19 protein-coding genes and 1 pseudogene are annotated in these 19,209 nt (G+C 40.9%); 11 read left to right on the plus strand and 9 right to left on the minus strand.

What is annotated here, in order from left to right; translation table 11 throughout:
- Window positions 1-12 precede the first annotated feature (12 nt).
- From PGX00_RS18920 to hpaH, 4 genes are read right to left on the minus strand one after another with little or no spacing between them, the layout of a single operon-like run.
- The gene (locus PGX00_RS18920; protein ID WP_272139496.1) at window positions 13-783 is read right to left on the minus strand and encodes a fumarylacetoacetate hydrolase family protein; all 771 of its coding nucleotides are present in this window, start codon (window positions 781-783) and stop codon (window positions 13-15) included.
- A complete protein-coding gene (locus PGX00_RS18925) occupies window positions 783-1,433 on the minus strand; it encodes a fumarylacetoacetate hydrolase family protein (protein ID WP_272139498.1) in 651 nt (216 codons plus the stop codon). The genes PGX00_RS18920 and PGX00_RS18925 overlap by 1 nt, the downstream gene beginning before the upstream one ends.
- 31 nt (window positions 1,434-1,464) lie before the next feature.
- Window positions 1,465-2,277: a 4-hydroxy-2-oxoheptanedioate aldolase gene (gene hpaI / locus PGX00_RS18930; RefSeq protein WP_272139500.1), complete on the minus strand. Its 813-nt coding sequence runs from the start codon at window positions 2,275-2,277 to the stop codon at window positions 1,465-1,467.
- Between the two features lie 9 nt (window positions 2,278-2,286).
- Entirely contained in the window at window positions 2,287-3,090 is an 804-nt protein-coding gene (gene hpaH / locus PGX00_RS18935; protein WP_272139502.1) for a 2-oxo-hept-4-ene-1,7-dioate hydratase, read from the minus strand.
- 436 nt (window positions 3,091-3,526) lie between these two features.
- Here hpaH and hpaC point away from each other — a divergent pair, with 436 nt between their 5' ends.
- The 7 genes from hpaC (at window position 3,527) to PGX00_RS18970 (ending at window position 9,987) form a co-directional block, all read left to right on the plus strand.
- Window positions 3,527-4,039 (plus strand): 4-hydroxyphenylacetate 3-monooxygenase, reductase component, encoded by a 513-nt coding sequence (hpaC, locus tag PGX00_RS18940; protein WP_272139504.1) that lies wholly within the window; start codon window positions 3,527-3,529, stop codon window positions 4,037-4,039.
- Window positions 4,040-4,249: 210 nt separating this feature from the next.
- Window positions 4,250-5,203 (plus strand): CDF family Co(II)/Ni(II) efflux transporter DmeF, encoded by a 954-nt coding sequence (gene dmeF / locus PGX00_RS18945; RefSeq protein WP_272139506.1) that lies wholly within the window; start codon window positions 4,250-4,252, stop codon window positions 5,201-5,203.
- The gene (locus PGX00_RS18950) at window positions 5,200-5,616 is read left to right on the plus strand and encodes a MarR family winged helix-turn-helix transcriptional regulator (protein WP_272139509.1); all 417 of its coding nucleotides are present in this window, start codon (window positions 5,200-5,202) and stop codon (window positions 5,614-5,616) included. The genes dmeF and PGX00_RS18950 overlap by 4 nt, the downstream gene beginning before the upstream one ends.
- Window positions 5,617-6,360: 744 nt before the next feature.
- Entirely contained in the window at window positions 6,361-6,960 is a 600-nt protein-coding gene (locus PGX00_RS18955; protein ID WP_272139511.1) for a hypothetical protein, read from the plus strand.
- 10 nt (window positions 6,961-6,970) lie between these two features.
- Window positions 6,971-7,411, plus strand: a complete 441-nt coding sequence (locus PGX00_RS18960) for a DUF411 domain-containing protein (RefSeq protein WP_272139513.1) — start codon at window positions 6,971-6,973, stop codon at window positions 7,409-7,411.
- 178 nt (window positions 7,412-7,589) lie between these two features.
- The gene (locus PGX00_RS18965; protein WP_272139515.1) at window positions 7,590-8,924 is read left to right on the plus strand and encodes an MATE family efflux transporter; all 1,335 of its coding nucleotides are present in this window, start codon (window positions 7,590-7,592) and stop codon (window positions 8,922-8,924) included.
- 115 nt (window positions 8,925-9,039) lie between these two features.
- A complete protein-coding gene (locus PGX00_RS18970; RefSeq protein WP_272139517.1) occupies window positions 9,040-9,987 on the plus strand; it encodes a LysR family transcriptional regulator in 948 nt (315 codons plus the stop codon).
- Window positions 9,988-10,186: 199 nt separating this feature from the next.
- On the opposite strand, the gene PGX00_RS18975 is transcribed toward PGX00_RS18970, so the two are convergent.
- From PGX00_RS18975 to PGX00_RS18995, 5 genes are all read right to left on the minus strand, one after another.
- The gene (locus tag PGX00_RS18975) at window positions 10,187-10,531 is read right to left on the minus strand and encodes a RidA family protein (RefSeq protein ID WP_272139519.1); all 345 of its coding nucleotides are present in this window, start codon (window positions 10,529-10,531) and stop codon (window positions 10,187-10,189) included.
- Window positions 10,532-10,653: 122 nt separating this feature from the next.
- Window positions 10,654-11,952, minus strand: a complete 1,299-nt coding sequence (locus PGX00_RS18980) for a TRAP transporter large permease (RefSeq protein ID WP_272139521.1) — start codon at window positions 11,950-11,952, stop codon at window positions 10,654-10,656.
- Window positions 11,949-12,473, minus strand: coding sequence for a TRAP transporter small permease (locus PGX00_RS18985; RefSeq protein WP_272139523.1), 525 nt, complete (start codon window positions 12,471-12,473; stop codon window positions 11,949-11,951). Before PGX00_RS18985 ends, PGX00_RS18980 begins: the two co-directional genes overlap by 4 nt.
- Before the next feature lie 5 nt (window positions 12,474-12,478).
- Complete coding sequence (locus tag PGX00_RS18990; RefSeq protein ID WP_272139525.1) at window positions 12,479-13,504, minus strand: TRAP transporter substrate-binding protein; 1,026 nt, start codon at window positions 13,502-13,504, stop codon at window positions 12,479-12,481.
- Between the two features lie 270 nt (window positions 13,505-13,774).
- Entirely contained in the window at window positions 13,775-14,944 is a 1,170-nt protein-coding gene (locus PGX00_RS18995; RefSeq protein ID WP_272139527.1) for a p-hydroxyphenylacetate 3-hydroxylase oxygenase component, read from the minus strand.
- 235 nt (window positions 14,945-15,179) lie between these two features.
- On the opposite strand from PGX00_RS18995, the gene hpaA reads away from it, so the two are divergent.
- From hpaA to PGX00_RS19015, 4 genes and pseudogenes are all read left to right on the plus strand, one after another.
- A complete protein-coding gene (gene hpaA, locus PGX00_RS19000) occupies window positions 15,180-16,076 on the plus strand; it encodes a 4-hydroxyphenylacetate catabolism regulatory protein HpaA (RefSeq protein ID WP_272139529.1) in 897 nt (298 codons plus the stop codon).
- Between the two features lie 34 nt (window positions 16,077-16,110).
- Window positions 16,111-16,536 (plus strand): homoprotocatechuate degradation operon regulator HpaR, encoded by a 426-nt coding sequence (gene hpaR, locus PGX00_RS19005; RefSeq protein WP_272139531.1) that lies wholly within the window; start codon window positions 16,111-16,113, stop codon window positions 16,534-16,536.
- A gap of 288 nt (window positions 16,537-16,824) precedes the next feature.
- A complete protein-coding gene (deoD, locus tag PGX00_RS19010) occupies window positions 16,825-17,535 on the plus strand; it encodes a purine-nucleoside phosphorylase (RefSeq protein WP_272139532.1) in 711 nt (236 codons plus the stop codon).
- A 54-nt stretch (window positions 17,536-17,589) separates the two neighbouring features.
- Window positions 17,590-19,057, plus strand: a pseudogene (locus PGX00_RS19015) (transposase).
- The last annotated feature ends 152 nt before the right edge of the window (window positions 19,058-19,209 follow it).

A 19,209-nucleotide genomic window follows, 5' to 3' on the forward strand; every position in this document is an offset into this window, starting at 1 on the left:
TCTCGTCCCTTATTAATAGTGGTCGCCGTAGAATTCTTGCTCAGAAACCATGAGCGTTTCCAACGAACCTACTTTTTCAATCGAACAGACGACAATATCGCCCGGTTGCATATCTTTGAGACCCTTTGGCGTTCCCGTTGCGATCATATCTCCAGGTTGAAGCGTCATAATGGCGCTGAGATACTCAATTAAAAAAGGAACATCGAAGATCATGTCAGCAGTCGTTCCCTCTTGGGTCAACTCACCGTTTACTCGGGTTTCAAGTTTTAGGTTACTGATATCACCAACATCCTCTTTATCGATGATCCACGGGCCGATTGGACAGAGAGAGTCTCGGCTCTTAACGCGAAGGTTTGGACGATAGTAGTTTTCTAAATAATCTCGAATGGCAAAGTCATTGCACACGGTGTAACCCGCGACATAATCCATCGCATCTTCACGAGAGATATTCTTACCTTCTTTACCTATTACCGCGACCAACTCACACTCATAGTGCATAAATTCAATGTCATCTGGACGATACGATGGTTGCTTGTGTCCCGTCAGCGTATTGGCCCCTTTTATAAATACCAATGGTTCCGTTGGAGGAGCAAAAGCCAGCTCTGAAGCGTGGTCAGCATAATTTAAACCTAGCGCAAAAATAGTACCTGGATTTTCAACTGGGGATAGCCACTGAACTTGATTCTCTGAAAGTCTTTGACCTGACTCCGTTAGAATATCTCCCGCTTGATCCACGGTGACATTTAAGATCTCTTCTTGAAAGAGTATACGTGCTCTTTTCATTATGACTCTCCCTTCAAAGTATTATTAAGTTGCAACAAGTTACTCATAGTTGTGCTAACAATATCACCACTTTCAACAGCAATACGCTCACCAGGGAAACCAACCGCAATCACGTCTCCAACGTTTAACGTCATGATAGTAGATATGGAATGAATCAGCTGTTCGATACTACGATAGTGCTGAGAAACACTGAGCGAACTTTTCTGCTCGCCATTAACAGTGGTTGTAACAGTAAGGTCTGACAATGAAGCGATATCAGAAAGCGCGATGGGGCTTTGCGCGATGGGCGCTGAGCCGTCTAAACACTTACCTTTTATATCTGGGCGGTAGTAACTTTTTTCTGGCAAAGAGAAATCATGTACAAGAGTCAAGCCGCTTACATATTCCAATGCGTCGGCTTCACTCACACGGCAACACGTTTTTCCTATTACTACCGCTATGCTCGCACCAACAACCATTGAACCACCAACGTAGTCAACTGGAGCATCGTTCGATGACCATGTATTACGCGTTTTAAAATAGAGTACTGGTTGCGTCGGTGGTTTTACATATGGCTTTTCATTGAAGGTAGCATTGAGCGCGTCAAACTGTTTAGCATCATTGAGTGCTACGCAGACTAACTTCTCTTTTACTAACTGATTTAAATTCATTTGAAGTCCTTCTCTCATTATTTTAAGCAAACTAATATCCGCTAGAAGCGCTCGCTTTTTCTGCTTTCTGTTCTGGGTTCTTTACTTTCTTAACAAGCTGCTCCGCAGCTAAACGCAACAACAATGTATCTACACCAACGCCAACAAACTTGGTTCCGCTTGCTGCAAACTGCTGAGCTTTTTCAACATTGAGGCACAAAATACCCGAGGCTTTTCCACTCTTTCGAATGACGTCCATTCCCCACTGAATTTTTTCAACCACTTCTGGATGATCTGGGTTCCCTACATAACCCATCGCGCCAGACAGATCGGACGGACCAATAAAAACACCGTCTACGCCATCCACTTGAACTATCTCTTCTAAATTATCCATCGCTTCTAGGGTTTCTACTTGAACAATGAGGCAAATTTCATCATTGGCGTTTTGCAGATACTGAGGAACCTTATTCCATTTAGCAGCACGGGCCAGCGAACTCCCCATACCTCTAATTCCCTGAGGTGGATAACGCACAGCAGAAACCAATTCTTTTGCTTGTTCCGCCGTGTTCACCATTGGGATAAGTAAGGTTTGTGCCCCTACATCGAGCAGTTTCTTGATCTTGGCTACACTGCCTTCATCAGGGCGGACAATTGGTGAAACGTCATACGGTGTTATAGCTTGTAAATGATGCATTATCTCTTTCAGTTCGAAAGGAGCATGCTCACCATCAATAAGTAACCAATCAAAACCCGCACCTGAGCAGATCTCTGCACAACTCGTATCGGGTAAGCCTAACCAAAGACCCCACAATGTTTCGTCACCTTGCAGAGCGCGTTTAAATTTATTTATTGGTAACATCGACATGGAATATCTCTATACAAATTTAACGGAAATTCCGCCAAGAGGACCGAAATCGGCGTGTACAGTATCGCCAGCTTTAACAGGGACTGGACGAGTAAACGAACCCGATAAAATCACCTGACCTGGCTCTAAACCAATATCATGCGGTGCAAATCGTTTGCATACCCAACAGATACCATTCGCGGGATGCCCGAGTACACCAGCCGCTAATCCGGTTTCTTCTATTTGACCATTCAGATAGAGCATTGCCCCAGCCCAACGCATATCAAAATCCATCGGTTTAATTGGTCGACCTCCAATAACTATGCCCGCGTTAGCGGCATTATCAGCTATCGTGTCGTAAACCTTACGTGTATAGCCAGAGTCAGGGTCAGTGCGATGACAGCGAGCTGCTATCAGTTCTAAGGAAGGAATGATGTAATCTGTCGCATTCAGCACGTCGAAAATTGTGACATCTTCGCCTTTAAGTGGCGACTTTAATACGAAGGCGAGTTCTACTTCTATGCGGGGATCGAGAAAATCATCGGCCTTAATCTGTGCACCGTCAGCAAAAAACATGTTGTCTAACAATACGCCATAGTCGGGCTGATCAATGTTAACCGCCATCTGCATTGCTCGAGATGTCAACCCAATTTTATAGCCTTTGACCTGTGCGCCTTCGCTTATTTTACGTTCTACCCAAGCACTCTGAATTGCATAGGCATCTGCCATCGTCATCTCTGGGTGTTCGAGTGTCAGCGCAGGGATCTGATAACGCTCTTTTTCAGCGACATAGAGCTTGTCGGCTGCTGATTGTACTTGTTCTGAGGTAAGCATAAATTGACCTTCCTTTGCCAAAATCTTCTGTTTCTATAGGCTTTGTTAAATGACAACTTTAATTAACATGTTAACCATAATACTTAACATCTTAATTAAATACTAGACACTAAAAACCTTAAATTTCCCCCAATAGACGATGTGACTCTTAACCAATTGATAAATAGATATTTTCTTCACTTACCCCATTACAACTCGTTAACAAATATGAGCATTTGATCACAATTTTGTGACATTTGTGGTATTTGCGTACAATCGTTCTTTGTACCAAACCAGCTTGGCAATCAACACAAAATACTTATTTATCAATTCATTATATATCGGTGTTCTTTTACGAAAACCGTGAAAAGTGCAAGCGCTACTTTCTTTCGTCTATTTTAAATCGTCAATTTCAGGTAGAAACTTAACAATATATTAACCAGACGGGATAAAGAGAATGTCTAATCAACCATTATTTAGAGATGCAATGGCCAATCTAGCTGCTGCCGTTAACATTGTGACTACAGGCGGTGAAGCAGGGACAGTAGGCATTACAGCAACAGCTGTCTGTTCAATTACCGATACTCCCGCGACCATTATGGTGTGCGTAAATAAAAACAGCGCTTCAAACGAAATTATTAAGAACAATAAGAATCTCTGCATTAATGTGTGTGCATCGGAGCAACAACAAATGTCACTCGACTTTGCAGGTATGACAGAACTGACTATGGAAGAGCGATTCGCGAACCCTGCGTGGACTAAAAATGAAGCGGGTGTGCCGGTATTAAGTGACTGCCTAGCAAGTATAGAAGGTCATATTTCAGAAATATCTGAGATGGGTACACACACCGTTTTCTTTGTCAAAATAGACAACATCGCAGTAAATAAAGGTAAAGATGCATTGGTCTACTTTGCCCGTGAATTTAAAACCGTTGAATGTGCAAAAGATAAAGAGGTTATCGCTGCATAACACGCCTAATAAACCCATTTGAGCACCTTTTTAAACTTACAAGTTAACCATCATTGAACAATCTGGCGGTTAACTTGCTTTTTTATCACATAAAAAAATCCATTTGTTAGTCTTCCTAAGTACATCTCCCAAACTCATTAAACACTTTGATTGACATATAGTTTGATGATCAAATATAATTCTTGCAAAATATTTTGACTATCAAACTATATGAATCAACCTACACATTTACCGATAATACACACCCATCAATTTGGAGCTCACAACAATAAAGGTGAGAAGCGAACGTTTTACGTCCTTCTCCTCACTGTCACCGCTATGTTTGTTGAGATTATTTCCGGTAAAATTTTTGGATCGATGGCATTGCTAGCTGATGGTTGGCATATGGGAACTCATGCAGCAGCATTCTGCATTACGCTTTTTACCTATCGATACGCAAAGCGCCATGCACAAAATGAGAAATTCTCTTACGGGACAGGTAAGGTCAGCGTTCTAGGTGGATTTAGCAGTGCTATTGCACTAGGTATCGTGGCACTGATGATGTTTTCTGAATCAGTCATGCGACTGTTTGATCCGCAAGAGATCCACTTCAACGAAGCTATTCTCGTTGCTATTATTGGTTTACTTGTCAACTTTGTCAGTATGCTACTTCTGCATAATAATGATGACGAACATCATCACCATCATGGTCATGGTCATGGTCATGGTCATTCTCACGATCATCATGAACAAGGGCATCATCAAGATCACAACCTAAGAGCCGCTTATATGCATGTTCTAGCGGATACCCTTACCTCAGTTTTGGCAATTATCGCGCTAATTATCGGTAAGTACGTTGGCTGGCATTGGTTAGATGCGGTAATGGGTATGGTAGGCGCTATCGTAATCACTAAATGGGCTATCGGTCTTCTAAAACAAACTAGCCCAATTTTGCTCGATTCGACCATCGATCAGGAGTATAAAAATTCGGTAATCACCGCCATTGAACCCTATGCTGAAATTATCGATTTGCATATTTGGAAAGTAAGTGCTGACCACCACGCTGCTAGCGTGATATTAAAATCACAATCTAATAAAAGTGTTTCTGACTACAGGCAATTACTGAGCCAGTTTGATAAGATTCATCATCTTACTGTTGAACTGCATAGCGTTGAATCTGCATGAATGAACTCACTTCTCTTAATCAATTACTCACAGAATTTTATGACAAGATGTCCTCTTGGGAACAGTCTGTCGTAAAAGAAACGGGGTATTCTTTAGCTCAAGTGCATACAGTGGAAGTATTAGGCAGCCACGGTGCTATGCGAATGAAAGAGCTAGCAGAAAAACTCGCTATAACTACTGGGACACTAACGGTTCAAGTGGATAAGTTGGTAACATTAGAACTCATAGAACGTTGTCCGCATCCCCAAGACAGACGCGCAATTGTTGTGCGTCTCACCGATAAAGGAAATCTTCTGCATGAACAACATAATCAATTACATCTCAACCTCGTGCATGAACTCACAAGAGATATTGATCCTGCGGAGGGGAAAGTGTTGATCCAGTGTCTTGAGAAAATGAACCGCGAGTTTTGATCTTCTGCACATCAAGCGTATTGCTCGTATTATGTGTCTTTCTCTAATAGACTATTAATGTTAATTTTATAAATCTATTTTTTAGAGGCATTTCGAAAAAATTGATATCGTTGAAGAACATTAAACACCGATTTACCTTATTTTTGACATTGAGTGCATTTTTGCTCTCGGTGCTATCGATATCGCCTGTTTATTCTTCTGCCACAATCAAATCCACCCCAGCTATGCCTAGCGGACAAAATATGGCAATGAATCATGGCTGTCCTGAGCATCTCGTGATTTCGCATAACATAGCTTCTAACAACATAGATTTTAACAACATAGCTTCCATCGACGAGACGCCCAAAAATATGACGGCCCATAACGTGGATACTCACCACTATTCAAAAGAAAAGTGTTGTGACGATGAAGGTATCTCCCACTCTTGTTGTGGAGCGACTTGTTCAGGCTTATATTCAACGATCAATAGCCATAGTCTCCAAAATACGCCAATTAGTAAGTTAGCACCCATTCAATATATTAACCCTAATGCCAGCCCATCTTTACTCCAAGCGCCATTCCGTCCCCCTATTTCATAGCATTATCTTCGTCTAGATCGACAGTGCAATAAGCATGATTTCTCTTGGTTAATCCCATAGTTAGAAATAAGTCGTGCATACACTGTACTTCTGTCTATTTAGGCTTTCCCGATAAAAAATCAGGACTTAAACCCTTATATAAAAGTAAAACGAGAATGCTAATTCAATGAAATGGTTAACTAAATCGATAGTTTGTGGCGTCTGCTTAATTAGTGTTTCTGTACTCGCATCGAATGGAGAAACAGCTAACACAGTAACCCCTGATTCAACCGATATAGAGAAAGGCCAACACCTTTTCCGTACCGCAGGTGGATATGGATGCTCGACCTGCCATGGACTCTATGCGCAAGGTGGTGGAAATGCGGGTGGCAACATTCGTGGTAAAGGTTTAGAAGCTTTGAACCTCATATTGGAAAAGGAACCCACAATGGTCTTATTAGGGCCAACGCTCTCTGCTGATGATAGACGACGACTTTCCATCTATGTTACTGAACTTGGAAAGCTAAACCTCATTGAATGGACAATAGAGAATGGTGTAATACATCAAAATGGCAATATTGTCGCTCATAAAAGTAATCAGTTGGTTATCTTAAATAAGACATTTAACTTTATTGAATTTAACTTTCCCAAGGTAATTAGTCAGACAACAGTAACGATTAATCCATATGAGACCCTAGCGTTTCAATGGCATGCTGACGATAAACCGTTGGATTTAAAACAACCCAATTATGACGTTAAGATGCAAACAATTAACGAATTAAAGTAGGAATACTAAAATGAACAAATTATTACGATTCACCTTTATGTTGGCTGCATTACTGAGCTTTTCAGTACTCGCCAAGCCAACAATTGAACTATACAAATCACCCACATGTGGGTGTTGCTCTGAGTGGGCAGCCATTATGGAAGAAAAAGGGTATAAGGTTAATGTTCATCACAGCCGTGACTGGACATCTGTTAAGCAGGAGTTTGGCATGCCGGGTCAACTTACCTCATGCCACAGTGCGGTAATTGACGGCTATATGTTTGAAGGGCACGTACCAGAATCAGATATCGCAAAGCTACTAAAAGAGAGACCTACAGATATTTCCGGCCTTTCCGCACCGGGAATGCCTCAACACTCTCCGGGCATGGCAGCTCCGGGTGAAGAGTATAAAGACTTCAATGTTATCGCTTTTGATAAGCAAGGTAAGATGACACTTTATAGTAAATATTAATATCGATTAACGATGCACTCAGTCACATCTTAAAATATGCAACAATCTCTGTTTTTAAGGAGATTGTTGCATATTTAGCAATAGTGAATTGTCCATTCGATTCTATTTTTATGGCCACAAAAACCTTATTATCTAGGCGATGATTAATTCCTAGCCCCCTCCGAACAAGAGTGCTCACATGCTACGCAAAATAATAGATAACACCCTCCCCCTTACTTTTGGGGTTCTATCTATCATGTTGGTTCAACTTATAGACAGTATTTTTATCGGAAGATTAGGCATCGATGCGCTTACAGCTCAAGGACTTACCCTACCGTTTCACACTGTTATCATCGGAATCCAAGTTGGCATTGGCGTCGCCAGTACCAGCATAATATCCCAAGCTGTAGGCTCTAAAAATGCCGAGGCTGCCACTAAAACAGCAACAATTAGTATTATTGTGGGCGTGCTTATTTTGTCTCTGCTTAGTTTGCTATTGTGGTTGAAGCGTCCATTTTTTCTTTCTTTATTTGGCGATATAAACAATGGCGTGTCAGGCCAAGGTTCGATAACCACCTTATTGGATGACTATTGGTCTGTTTGGCTAGTTAGTGCCATCCTTGGCGCTTTGCTCTACTTTCTATCGGGAGTTTACCGAGCAAACGGTGAAACAAAAACACCAGGTTATTTTCTAATTCTTGCTAGCACTATCAATCTCATACTCGACCCGATTCTTATGTTTACGTTTGATATGGGGATTAGAGGAGCCGCACTCGCATCTTCTGTTTCGTTTGCTATCTGTATTCTCATTCTGGTTGCAAGGGTTAAGAAAAAACAGTGGTTCTGCCTTTCACTATTTGAACGTAAAACGTTCGTTTATAGCCGTGAATTGATGAAAATGGCAATACCAACGACAACTAACCAGATATTGCCCTCTGTAAGTGCGATGACCGTTACTTTTTTTATCGCACAACTCGGAACATCCAGTATCGCTTTTTGGACCCTTCTGAATCGTATGGAAATGTTTTCGTTAGTACTTGCTCTTTCTCTAACGATGTCGATTCCACCGATGGTCGGCAGGTATATTGGTGAAAAAAACACAACAAAAGTGGCTGAACTCGTCACAAGTGCCGCTCGTTTTGTCCTTGTCTATCATTTAATAATCGCCATTGTCGCAATGCTTTTCGCATCGCACTTATCAGGGGTGGTCACCGAAGACGTAGCATTAAAAACAACACTAACTTATGCTTTGTTGTTTGTTCCTCTTAGTTATGGGCCTTTAGGTTTATGTATGGTTATTGTGTCGGTATTTAATGCTTTATGCGAACCTCAAAAGGCATTAATTCTTTCTTCATTTCGTCTGTTTATCTTCTATATCCCAGCGACGATCATTGGAGTGGCACTTGGTAGTATTGAATCGGTTTTATGGGGTATTTTTATCGCAAACATCCTTGCTGGTACAACCGCTTGGTTTATGTTTTCACAACGAGTTCGCGATCTAAATACACCTACAGAATATTGCCCAAGCACCTAATTACTCGACACACCTTCTTCTCACTTAATGACACGGCCTATAAATGAATTGATACCTAATTAGAAAAAGAACGGTATCATATGTACCCTTATATTTTATCTTCAGGATCCTCTCTATGGATATGGCTACCCGCCTTGATCTTTTTATCGATGTTGTTCAGCATGGTTCGTTCGCCAAAGCGGCTGACTTACGTAATCTCGATCGCTCCGTACTCTCCAAACAGATTAAAAACCTAGAAGATGATTTAGGCATTCGGCTACTTAACCGTTCCACTCGGTCGCTATCTCTAACAGATGCGGGCGCTGAAATACTCAAACAGGCTGAGTCGGTGCGAGAGCTATTGGCAAATACACAAAGGCTTGCAGAGTCTTATCACTCGGAGCCAAAAGGCTTAATTAAAATAACGGGCCCCACTCCATTTGGTTATCTTTATCTAACCAAAGCGGTGAACTATTTCATGAAAAAATACCCTGACATTCATATCCGTCTATATTTAGATGACCTCCGCTCAGATATTATCGGGGAGCAGTATGATATTGCATTTCGTGTGGGAGCATTATCAGATTCAAATTTGATCGCCAAGAAACTCGCAGACAATCCACTTGCAATCTTAGCGTCTCAGTCGTTTATTGAAGAGTACGGTGAACCAAAAACACCCGAAGAATTAATGAAGCTTCCAGCCATTATTTATAATAATGGTGAATTCACTATGAATAAAATCGACTTTTGCTCAGCGCCTGGCTGTGGGGATATGCAAACTTACACAATGAAAGGTCGATACAAAGTCAATCAGGCTAAAGCGATACTCTCTGCGGCTCAAGACGGCATTGGTTATGCTGTTGTTCCCTTGTTTACTTTAGAAAAAAATATCAAAGAACTGGGGCTCATCCCCTTACTCACAAATTACAAGATGCCAAAAACCTCTGGTCATATTCATGCGGTATATCCCCATAGAAATCAGACACCCATCGTAAAATTGTTTATTGAAACGGTTCAAGAGATTATTGGGGAAACACCCATTTGGGAAAGCTACATCGATGACTATGCATCAATGTATAAATAGCCTTATTGTGGAGTATAAATCCATAGTGAATAGAATTAATGACCTCTTACAAAATGGCATAACGCGATTATAATGCGCGCTGATTTGCAAACAAGGGTACCAAACCCTTTTGATATCCTTGTTTCTATACCAAATCAAACACTGCTACTTCTTAAGATAATTATCTTACCTACCCACTCGGGTAGGTTTTTTTATACCGTTAAACAGCCGCAATCACTGAGATTTCCACAAGCAGTGCTTCTCTCGCCATTTTTGCCTGAACACACGCTCTAGCTGGAGCATGACCTTCTGGAACCCAACTGTCCCATACTTCATTCATTTGAGCAAAATCATTCATCGTGTTTAGGTATATCGTTGCTGACAACATTTTTTCTCTTGATGAGCCTACGCTTTCTAATAGCTCATCGACTTTTTCAAGCATTGTTTCCGTCTGTTCTTTAATGCCTTTAGTCGAATCTTTTGCAACTTGGCCACAGAAATAAACAGTGCCATTATGAATAACAGCTCGGCTCATTCGTTGTTTTGTCTCTTTTCTTTCAATCATGTTTTAACTCAGTTGTGGGTACGAGGGAAGGAAGACAGTGTAAGGAAAATAATCTAAAAGAAAAAGGCTTTGAGAAAAAACTCAAAGCCAAAAATAAGCACTGATATTCCATTAACGTTGCGTCAATACATCAAACTTGGCAACAGTAACGCGATTGCAGGGAACATGACAATAATGGCCAATCTAAGCATATCAGCCACCCAGAAAGGTAGAATACCTTTGAAGATAGTACCTGTACTGATGTCCTTAACTAATCCAGAAAGAACAAACACATTTAACCCTACTGGCGGTGTAATTAAACTAATTTCAGTTACCACTACAACGACAATACCAAACCAGATAGGGTCGAAACCAAGTTCCACGACAACAGGGAAGAAAATAGGTACGGTTAGCAACATCATAGACATACTTTCAAACACACAGCCTAAGATGATGTAAATCAGCAATATAATACCCATTGCCACCATTGGGGAAACATCACCAATTTGGATTAACTCTATTAGAGCTGTAGGCAAACCAGCCCGGTTAACAAAGTTGGACAATATTAAAGCACTAATAACTACAGCAAATAAGGAAGCCGATGTTTTAGCTGTATCAACAAGAATATCTCTTAATATGTCGTAGTTTAGCTTTCTACGATAAAGTGCTAAAAAGAAGGCACCTGAAGCCCCAATTCCCGCGGCTTCTGTCGGAGTAAAGACTCCAGCATAGATACCTCCCATAACTAAAACAAAAAGTAGAAGCGTAGAGAAAATACCTTTCAATGCGGTCAATCGCTCTTTCCAGTCGGAACGCTCTCCCGGAGGCGCACTTTCTGGAGAACGGAACACAACCCAACGAACCGTCAATAGGTAAAGCGATATACCTAACAACCCAGGTAAAAAACCTGCAGCAAACAACTCGCGTATGCTGCTTTCGGTCAATAGCCCGTAGATTACAAGCATGACACTTGGTGGTATCAATATCCCAAGTGTTCCACCAGCCGCTATTGAAGCTGCAGCGAGGCTATCGGAATAACCATATTTACGCATTGGTGGCATAGCGACTTTAGACATGGTTGCCGATGTCGCAAGGCTTGAACCACAAATTGCGGAAAAGCCACCACAAGCAAGAATAGTGGACATTGAAAGACCACCGCGACGATGCCCAACAAAAGCGTTACAAGCCCGGTAGAGTTCAGCCGATAGACCGGCTTTTGTGACAAAGTTCCCCATCAATATAAATAACGGTATAACCGATAAACCATAGTCTTGGCCGGTATCAATAATTCGACGAGCCGCCATCGACATAGCCGCTGTCCAGTTATAATCATTGATGTACCAAAAACCAATAAACCCGACAACACCCATTGCAAAAGCGAGAGGCAGCCTTAAAAACACCATAATAATGAGGATGGTAAAACCTACTATTGACTCAATCATTCGCTGCTACTCCTTTCTGATATCGGTGTTCCTGAGCGGAAGATTGGTAGTCTGGCTATATACACAATGGCATTCATAAAGGTAAGGAAGCCACCAGCAAACCCTGTAATTGAAATAAGATACGTAACGTACCCCAATGGGATTTCGAGTATCTCGGATACTTCTTCATATTCGAGGGAGCGGCCCGCTAACTTCCAATTCATCATAGCCACTAAAACCAATGACACTGCACAAATAAGGTTGATTACTGCTTGTCGTACGTCGACCCAACGGTCCGGAAAGTAAGCATCTAGCAAATCTACGCAGATATTTTCTTCCTTCCAAGACACGAGAGGGAAAGCCATAAAGACCATGACAGCAAGGAGAACTTCTATCATCTCTGTTGAGCCATCAATCGGTGAATTTAGAAAATAGCGTCCGAATACATCGACAAATGTAATACCCATCATAAGAAATAAGCTAAGTGCAGCAAGGGTCTCCAACCCTCGCCTTACAGCCATCGAAACATTTTCAGCTATCATAGTGATTACAAGCCTTTGTCAATTTGCTCTTGGTAATATTCGAATGCAGCAGGGCCATCAACCTTGCGTTTCTTCGCTGTTTTGTACCAGTCATCAATAATGCTTGTTGTCATACCTTTCACTTCAGCGACCAATTCTGGTGAAGCATCGGTAAATACATGTCCCCCTTCTTTAGCCTTGTTATAGGCATTCGCATCGTAATCGTCCATCATCTTTCCGAATAGACGTGAAAGCTTTTCTCCGGATACGGCTTTGATAGCCTCTTGGTCTTTCTTAGAGACACCTTCTAACGCGTCTCGATTCATAACAATCGCGAAGCTACCGCGATACAGACCACCAGGGAACATCAATGTATTGTTTGCCACTTCAGCAAGACGAAAGCTACTTAAAGCCTCAACTGGTAAGTAAGTACCCACAACCACACCTTGAGATAATGACTCATACACCTTTGTAGTAGAGATAAAGACTGGCGTAACTTCCATTCCTTTCGCAATAGTAGAGATAACACCACCCCCAACGCGGATTTTCTTACCTTTAACATCAGCAAGAGTTTCTACCTTTTCTTTCGTAATAAGCTGGCCAGGACCATGAACACCCATCGCCATTACTTCTACACCACGGTGTTCTTTTCCTTTCTTGAGGTATTTTTCATAGGTGTTCCAATAAGCTTTGGACGCTAACTCTGAGCTTACACCTTCTTTAAATGTTGGAATTTCTGGTAGTTGAGTTAACTTGAAACGACCGGCCTTATGTCCATGGAATATCCAAGTAACATCACCAATCCCATCAGTAACTACATCTATCTGAGATGGTGGTGGAGCCAAATCATATTCAATTTTTACACTGACACGACCTTCCGTAGCTTCTTCAATCCATTTGCCCCATGTAGGCCAAACCACTTTATTTATTCCATGATTCGGTGAAGCCCAAGAACTGATTTTTAGTATTTTCTCTGGCGCGGCATTAGCACCTGTTGAAGCGAGTAATAATAAGCCCGTGCTTACCAAAAGGGAGATTTTAGATTTGATCATGACACTTCCTTGTTTTACTTGTCGTCGTTATTTTATTTATAAACGTTATTCAAATATTACTAATTCGATACAACTAGATAACATATTAATAATCTATCAAAAGTCATTTAGTTAATATGTTAACAAGATCATATTTGTAACATTTATTTTACTTTTGCTCATTAGACCTTAGTCTATAACCAAGCCTTAAATAGTAGATAACCTATTAAAAAAGCTCTATTTTTATCAAATAAAGCTCTTTTTATTGAAGTCAATTACAGCCTTTTTCTGCTAAACCATGCTTGGATCAGGTTCTAGCCCCATCAATTCACGACCTAGAATTTGCGCACAAATATCATAATCCGTATAAGCGTGAGCACCTGTCATATGTGAATCACGGAAAAGACGTTGAGCTTCATTATCTAAGAACCAGCTCATGCCTCCCATCGCTTCAAATAGTCGATCAACAGCTTGTATGCACATCTTTACTGCGTAGGCTTGGTTGGTACGCCAATAAGTTAAGGTTTCTCGAGTCGGGTATTCTTTTCTTTCACCATGATCCTTATGGTCCTGCCACGTTTTTTCTAACATTGCACGAGCAGCGTAGACTTGGTGAGTCGATTCTGCTATTCGCATAAGAGCTGGCGTTGCAGTACCAGCATTCGCACCGGTATAGGCTCGAACACGATTTTTTGTCTTTTCTTTATAGGCGACTAACATACGCTCCGCTATCCCAAGACTAATAGCAGCAAATCCGCATGCAAAATAAGGACGGTAAGGTGTGTAAAAAATATCGCTTTCTGGATACAAACCAAAGCCCGCAGATTTACCTTCCATCATGCCTTTTGCCGTTTCGATTCGGTGCTCAGGAATAAATACATCTTTTAGAACCAATGTTTTCGTTCCACTTGATTTCATACCAGCGGCATACCAGTCATCAATAATTGTGTATTCATGTCTTGGTACCACACCAAAGCAGTAGACTTTGTTACCGTCCTCATCAAGTCGGTGGAATCCGAGGATAGCCCATTCGGCGTGATCGCATCCGCTGCTCCAACGCATGTCTCCGTTAAAAATGACACCGCCTTCTGTTTCTTCTGTTTTACCAAATGGTGCGATACTACTGCTTGCCGTTGCATCAGGATTATCTCCCCAAAATTCTTCTTGTGCTTTTTCAGAAAACATCGCCATTTGATGACTATGTGTAGCAAGTAGGCTTCCTCCCCAAGCTGTACCACCACACGCACCGGCAATAGCGGCGACGCAATCTGTAAATTCTGGAAGCGATATTTCAAGGCCACCATATTTTTTAGGCTGTAAAGCTCGAAAAAATTTAACCTCTCTGAGAAGACGAATGTTCTCTTCCGGTGGCGTGCGATCCATTTCTGCTTGAGCAGCATTAGCAGCGATTGTAGGCAGAATATTTTTAATTTGTTCTAATAATGGGTTTTCACGTTTCATGGTTACTTCCTTTTAATCTTGCAACTTGCCCAATACATTCCGCTTATGAGTCAAACAAATAATTTGGGCTTCTCAACGATTGTTATTATCATGTTAAGAAAATGGTTATAAAATGGATTAAGCATGACAACAATTGCACTTTTCACGGAAATTAATTAATATGTTAACTGTTTTACTGGAAATGTGATGTCAGACGTGAGATAGAGGGTTTATTCAACGAGATTGGGAGTGAAAGATGGCTGGAGAAATTCCTAACATCATTATCGGACAAGTTTACGATCAAAAGTACGCAGACGCTGAACTTCATTTTGAATACTTAGATAATCTTGCGAGTTTTTTCGGTCGAAATATGCCTGTCCATTATCACGACCGATTTTATCAAATACATATCGTGATGGAAGGGAATACACATGTTCATCTAGACGATAAACATTATTCTTTTAAAGGTATTACGCTCTTTTTTACTCCACCAGCCGTCCCTCACTCATTTGTCACTGAGTCCACATCTACCGGATATGTACTAACCATACAACAGCAACTCGTGTGGCGACTTTTAGATATGGAAAGTGGGGTAAATAATATTATGGTGGATCAGATGAGACCATTTTGTACTCGACTAGAAACAGATAATCCTATTTTGAATTTTTTATCCCACCTAAAAAGAGAAATGGATAATGGGGCCATAATGAAAGAAAGAGCAACCCAATCCATTTTACAGCTTGTACTTATCGAAGTAATGCGGCTTTCCAATAACTACAAAAGTGACACTCGAAACCGCAGCGTAGATGTGACTATTTTCCATAACTTTAATCATCTAGTAGAAAATCACTACCATCAACACTGGGCACTAAGCCAGTACGCCGAAAAATTGGGGATTTCAGTCTCACGACTTAACGATATCTGTCGTCGTGTCAGTGGGCTTTCCTCCAAAAAAATCATTATTGATAGACTAATGCAAGAAGCAAGACGACATTTACAATTTACCCCTAAAAGTGTCTCTGAAATTGGTTACGATCTGGGCTTTAGAGATCCGGCCTATTTTGCACGTTTTTTCAGAAAATATGCTCAAATGACGGCAACTGAGTATCGTAACCATATCCAAAAATCTGAAGTAAATCCAAGGTTGAACTAGAAAAACCATCTAAAGGAATAGAAAGGTACCATACATGACAAAATTTAAAGACTCCTTACCACTGCAGTTGATAAAAGCAAGGGATGTTACCCTTGATTACTTTCGTCCTGTTCTTTCTGAAAATGATTTAACCGTGCAACAGTGGCGTGTTATGAGAATTATTTTTGCCTATGGTGAGATAGATTTTACCACTCTCGCAAGTGACTCGTGCATATTAAGTCCAAGCCTAACAGGCGTGATCAATCGATTAGAAAAGCATGATTACGTGTGTAAAATCAAATCAGAAGTAGATCAAAGGCGAGTTAATATCCGTCTAACCGAAAAAGCGGAAGAGCTCGTCAAAAAAGTTCGTATTGATATAGATAAGCAATATGTATTATTAAAGGAAAAGTTCGGCGAAGAAAAATACAACCAGCTTGCTGAATTACTTGAAGAATTAATTGATCTTAGAGACAGTTAATCCAATACCGTCATGTAAAAAGGGCAGTGAAACAACCCGTCAAATAAGGTTATTTTACTGTTCTTTCTGCTTATATAACTCAAGCAAATCGATTGCCTTCTCCAGTTCAACATATTTAGTTATCAATCTGCATTCAAAATCATAACAACAACAAAAGCGTGACACCCATCTCACTTATCGCACATTTTTGCCGCTAACATTCACTTCATACACACAAATCTCTTCAACAGATTTAGTAATTGATAATTTAATATTTAATTTTTCACCCCTTTAATCGGAGAAATCGACATGGCAACCCCGCATATTAACGCTCAACCAGGTGACTTTGCAGAAACAGTATTAATGCCAGGAGATCCACTTCGCGCTAAATATATTGCTGAAACTTTTTTAGATGATGTAAAGCAGGTTTGTGACGTTCGCAACATGTTTGGTTACACAGGCACATATAAGGGTACAAAAGTATCGGTTATGGGTCATGGTATGGGTATCCCTTCTTGTTGCATCTATGTACATGAACTGATTGCAGAATACGGTGTGAAAAATGTAATTCGTGTCGGTAGCTGTGGCGCAGTTCGTGACGACGTAAAATTAATGGACGTTGTGATTGGTATGGGTGCATCAACAGATTCTAAAGTAAACCGAATCCGTTTTAACGACCACGATTTCGCAGCCATCGCTGATTTTGGTCTACTTGAAGAAGCCGTTAAACAAGCTCGTATTCAAGACGTTCCTGTAAAAGTAGGAAACGTATTCTCTGCTGATCTCTTCTATACACCAGAAGCCGATATTTTCGAAAAAATGGAAAAGTTAGGGATCTTAGGTGTAGATATGGAAGCAGCGGGAATCTACGGCGTTGCTGCAGATCTTAACGCTAAAGCACTTACGATTCTTACAGTGTCTGACCACATTATCCGTGGAGAGAAGCTAAGCTCTGAAGACCGTCAAAAATCCTTTAACGATATGATGACAGTTGCACTAGAAACAGCAATTAATCTTTAATTTTTTGGCTGTCAGTGTTAACTGACAGCCGCAGTATTTCCTGAGGGGGCGATCGTGTCAAACGGCAAACTACCCACGGGCGCAGATGGTTTACAGCTCAACTTTTGTAAAACATTGGCGTGTGATAACTTTGGATTGAGTGATGCAGAGCGGTATGTTCTGCAGCACGTAAACCCTAAGCGTCCAACGATGGTTTGTCGAGAGTGTGGTGCTTTCCCCCTTACTTAACAATCAAGAAGTTCTCAATGAACTTAAACGCCTACGCCAAGTTCATAGCGATGGGCTTCCGGCTTGTCGTAGCAAAGAATGTAATAATTTTGGGCTTTCTGTTCATACCCATAAAAACCTTTATCACGCTTTTGGGTACAGTGGCGATCGACAACGTTACCGCTGTAAAGAGTGCCAATCAACCTTTGTAGATAAATGGTCCGGCGCTAACAACAAGCTTCAATTTCAAGAAAACCTTCTTGCCCTTCTGTTTATGAGTTTCTCTGTTAGAGAAGTATGCCGAAAACTGAAAATTAACCCGAAAACGTTCTATGACCACGTTGATCATATTGCGAGTCGATGTCGTCGTAAACTTGCCATGTTCGATGCCCGCTGGGTCAATCATGAAGAGCACTACCACCTAGCTTCACACTTTATGCCACTGCAACCAAAGAGTAATAATGCTGTATTGTGGTTTGCAACCGGAGAAGCCCAGTCTGGCTACATTCTCTCTCAGCACATTAACTATTCAGCCGACGAAGAACCTAGCGGCCCGATTGATCATGACCCCTATAGCGCTTCGGCTCGTTTTGTATCTCGAGATTATCTATCTGAGGCCAATATCGATATTAAAGTAAAATCTCGCGACTTACGAGAACGTATTGATGAAAAATATCAGGTAATTCTTGCGAGAGGAAATGTCGAAGATCCTATGGGTAACATGACACATTTCGACTATCCCTCTAAAGGAGCTCTAATTCGTGCACCTTATACTTCATATGCGCATTTTATGCAGATTTTCGAAATGTGTAATAATGAAAAACGCATGTCGATTTATCTCCCTCAAGACCCAGTACTTCGTTCAGCAGCTTTGACCCTTTGTTTACCAAGAATCAAACGTCAAAATGTTGACCTTATGTATGTAGAAGAGGACCCAAACTGGGATTCAAGCCAAGTTCCTGAGAAAATTGATATCATTCATATGGGCTGGTGGAAAGATAGATGGGCAATGTCATTCCAAGAGAACGCAAGCAAAGGTATTTGTTATTTAGCCGGAGATAACCCTTCCACTGATTACTGGCTACCAAGAGCCAGTATACGAAATACTCAGTTCTATCAGGAGCGATTCCAGACACTTTTTGCTAGCTTTATTAACGAGCCGCGTAGAAAACTAAGACCAGCGGGTATTTTGCCTATGTTAGATATATTCCGAGCATGGCATAATTTATGCTACCAAGATAAAGATGGAAGGACACCAGCTCAAAGACTTGGATTAACTGATCATCCACTGACTTTAAAGCAGCTACTATCCTAACGAATTATTCGTATACTCTATAATCGTACTGCTAGATTGTGAGTTAGAGCTGATTTTTATAGAAATGCGAATCGTTTATTATGTTTTAATTAGTGATTAGTAAGAAAGTATTCATATAATGAGTACGTTTATGTAATTAACATCATGGACTT

The sequence above is a fragment of the Vibrio algarum genome, from assembly GCF_028204155.1.
Lineage (GTDB): Bacteria > Pseudomonadota > Gammaproteobacteria > Enterobacterales > Vibrionaceae > Vibrio > Vibrio algarum.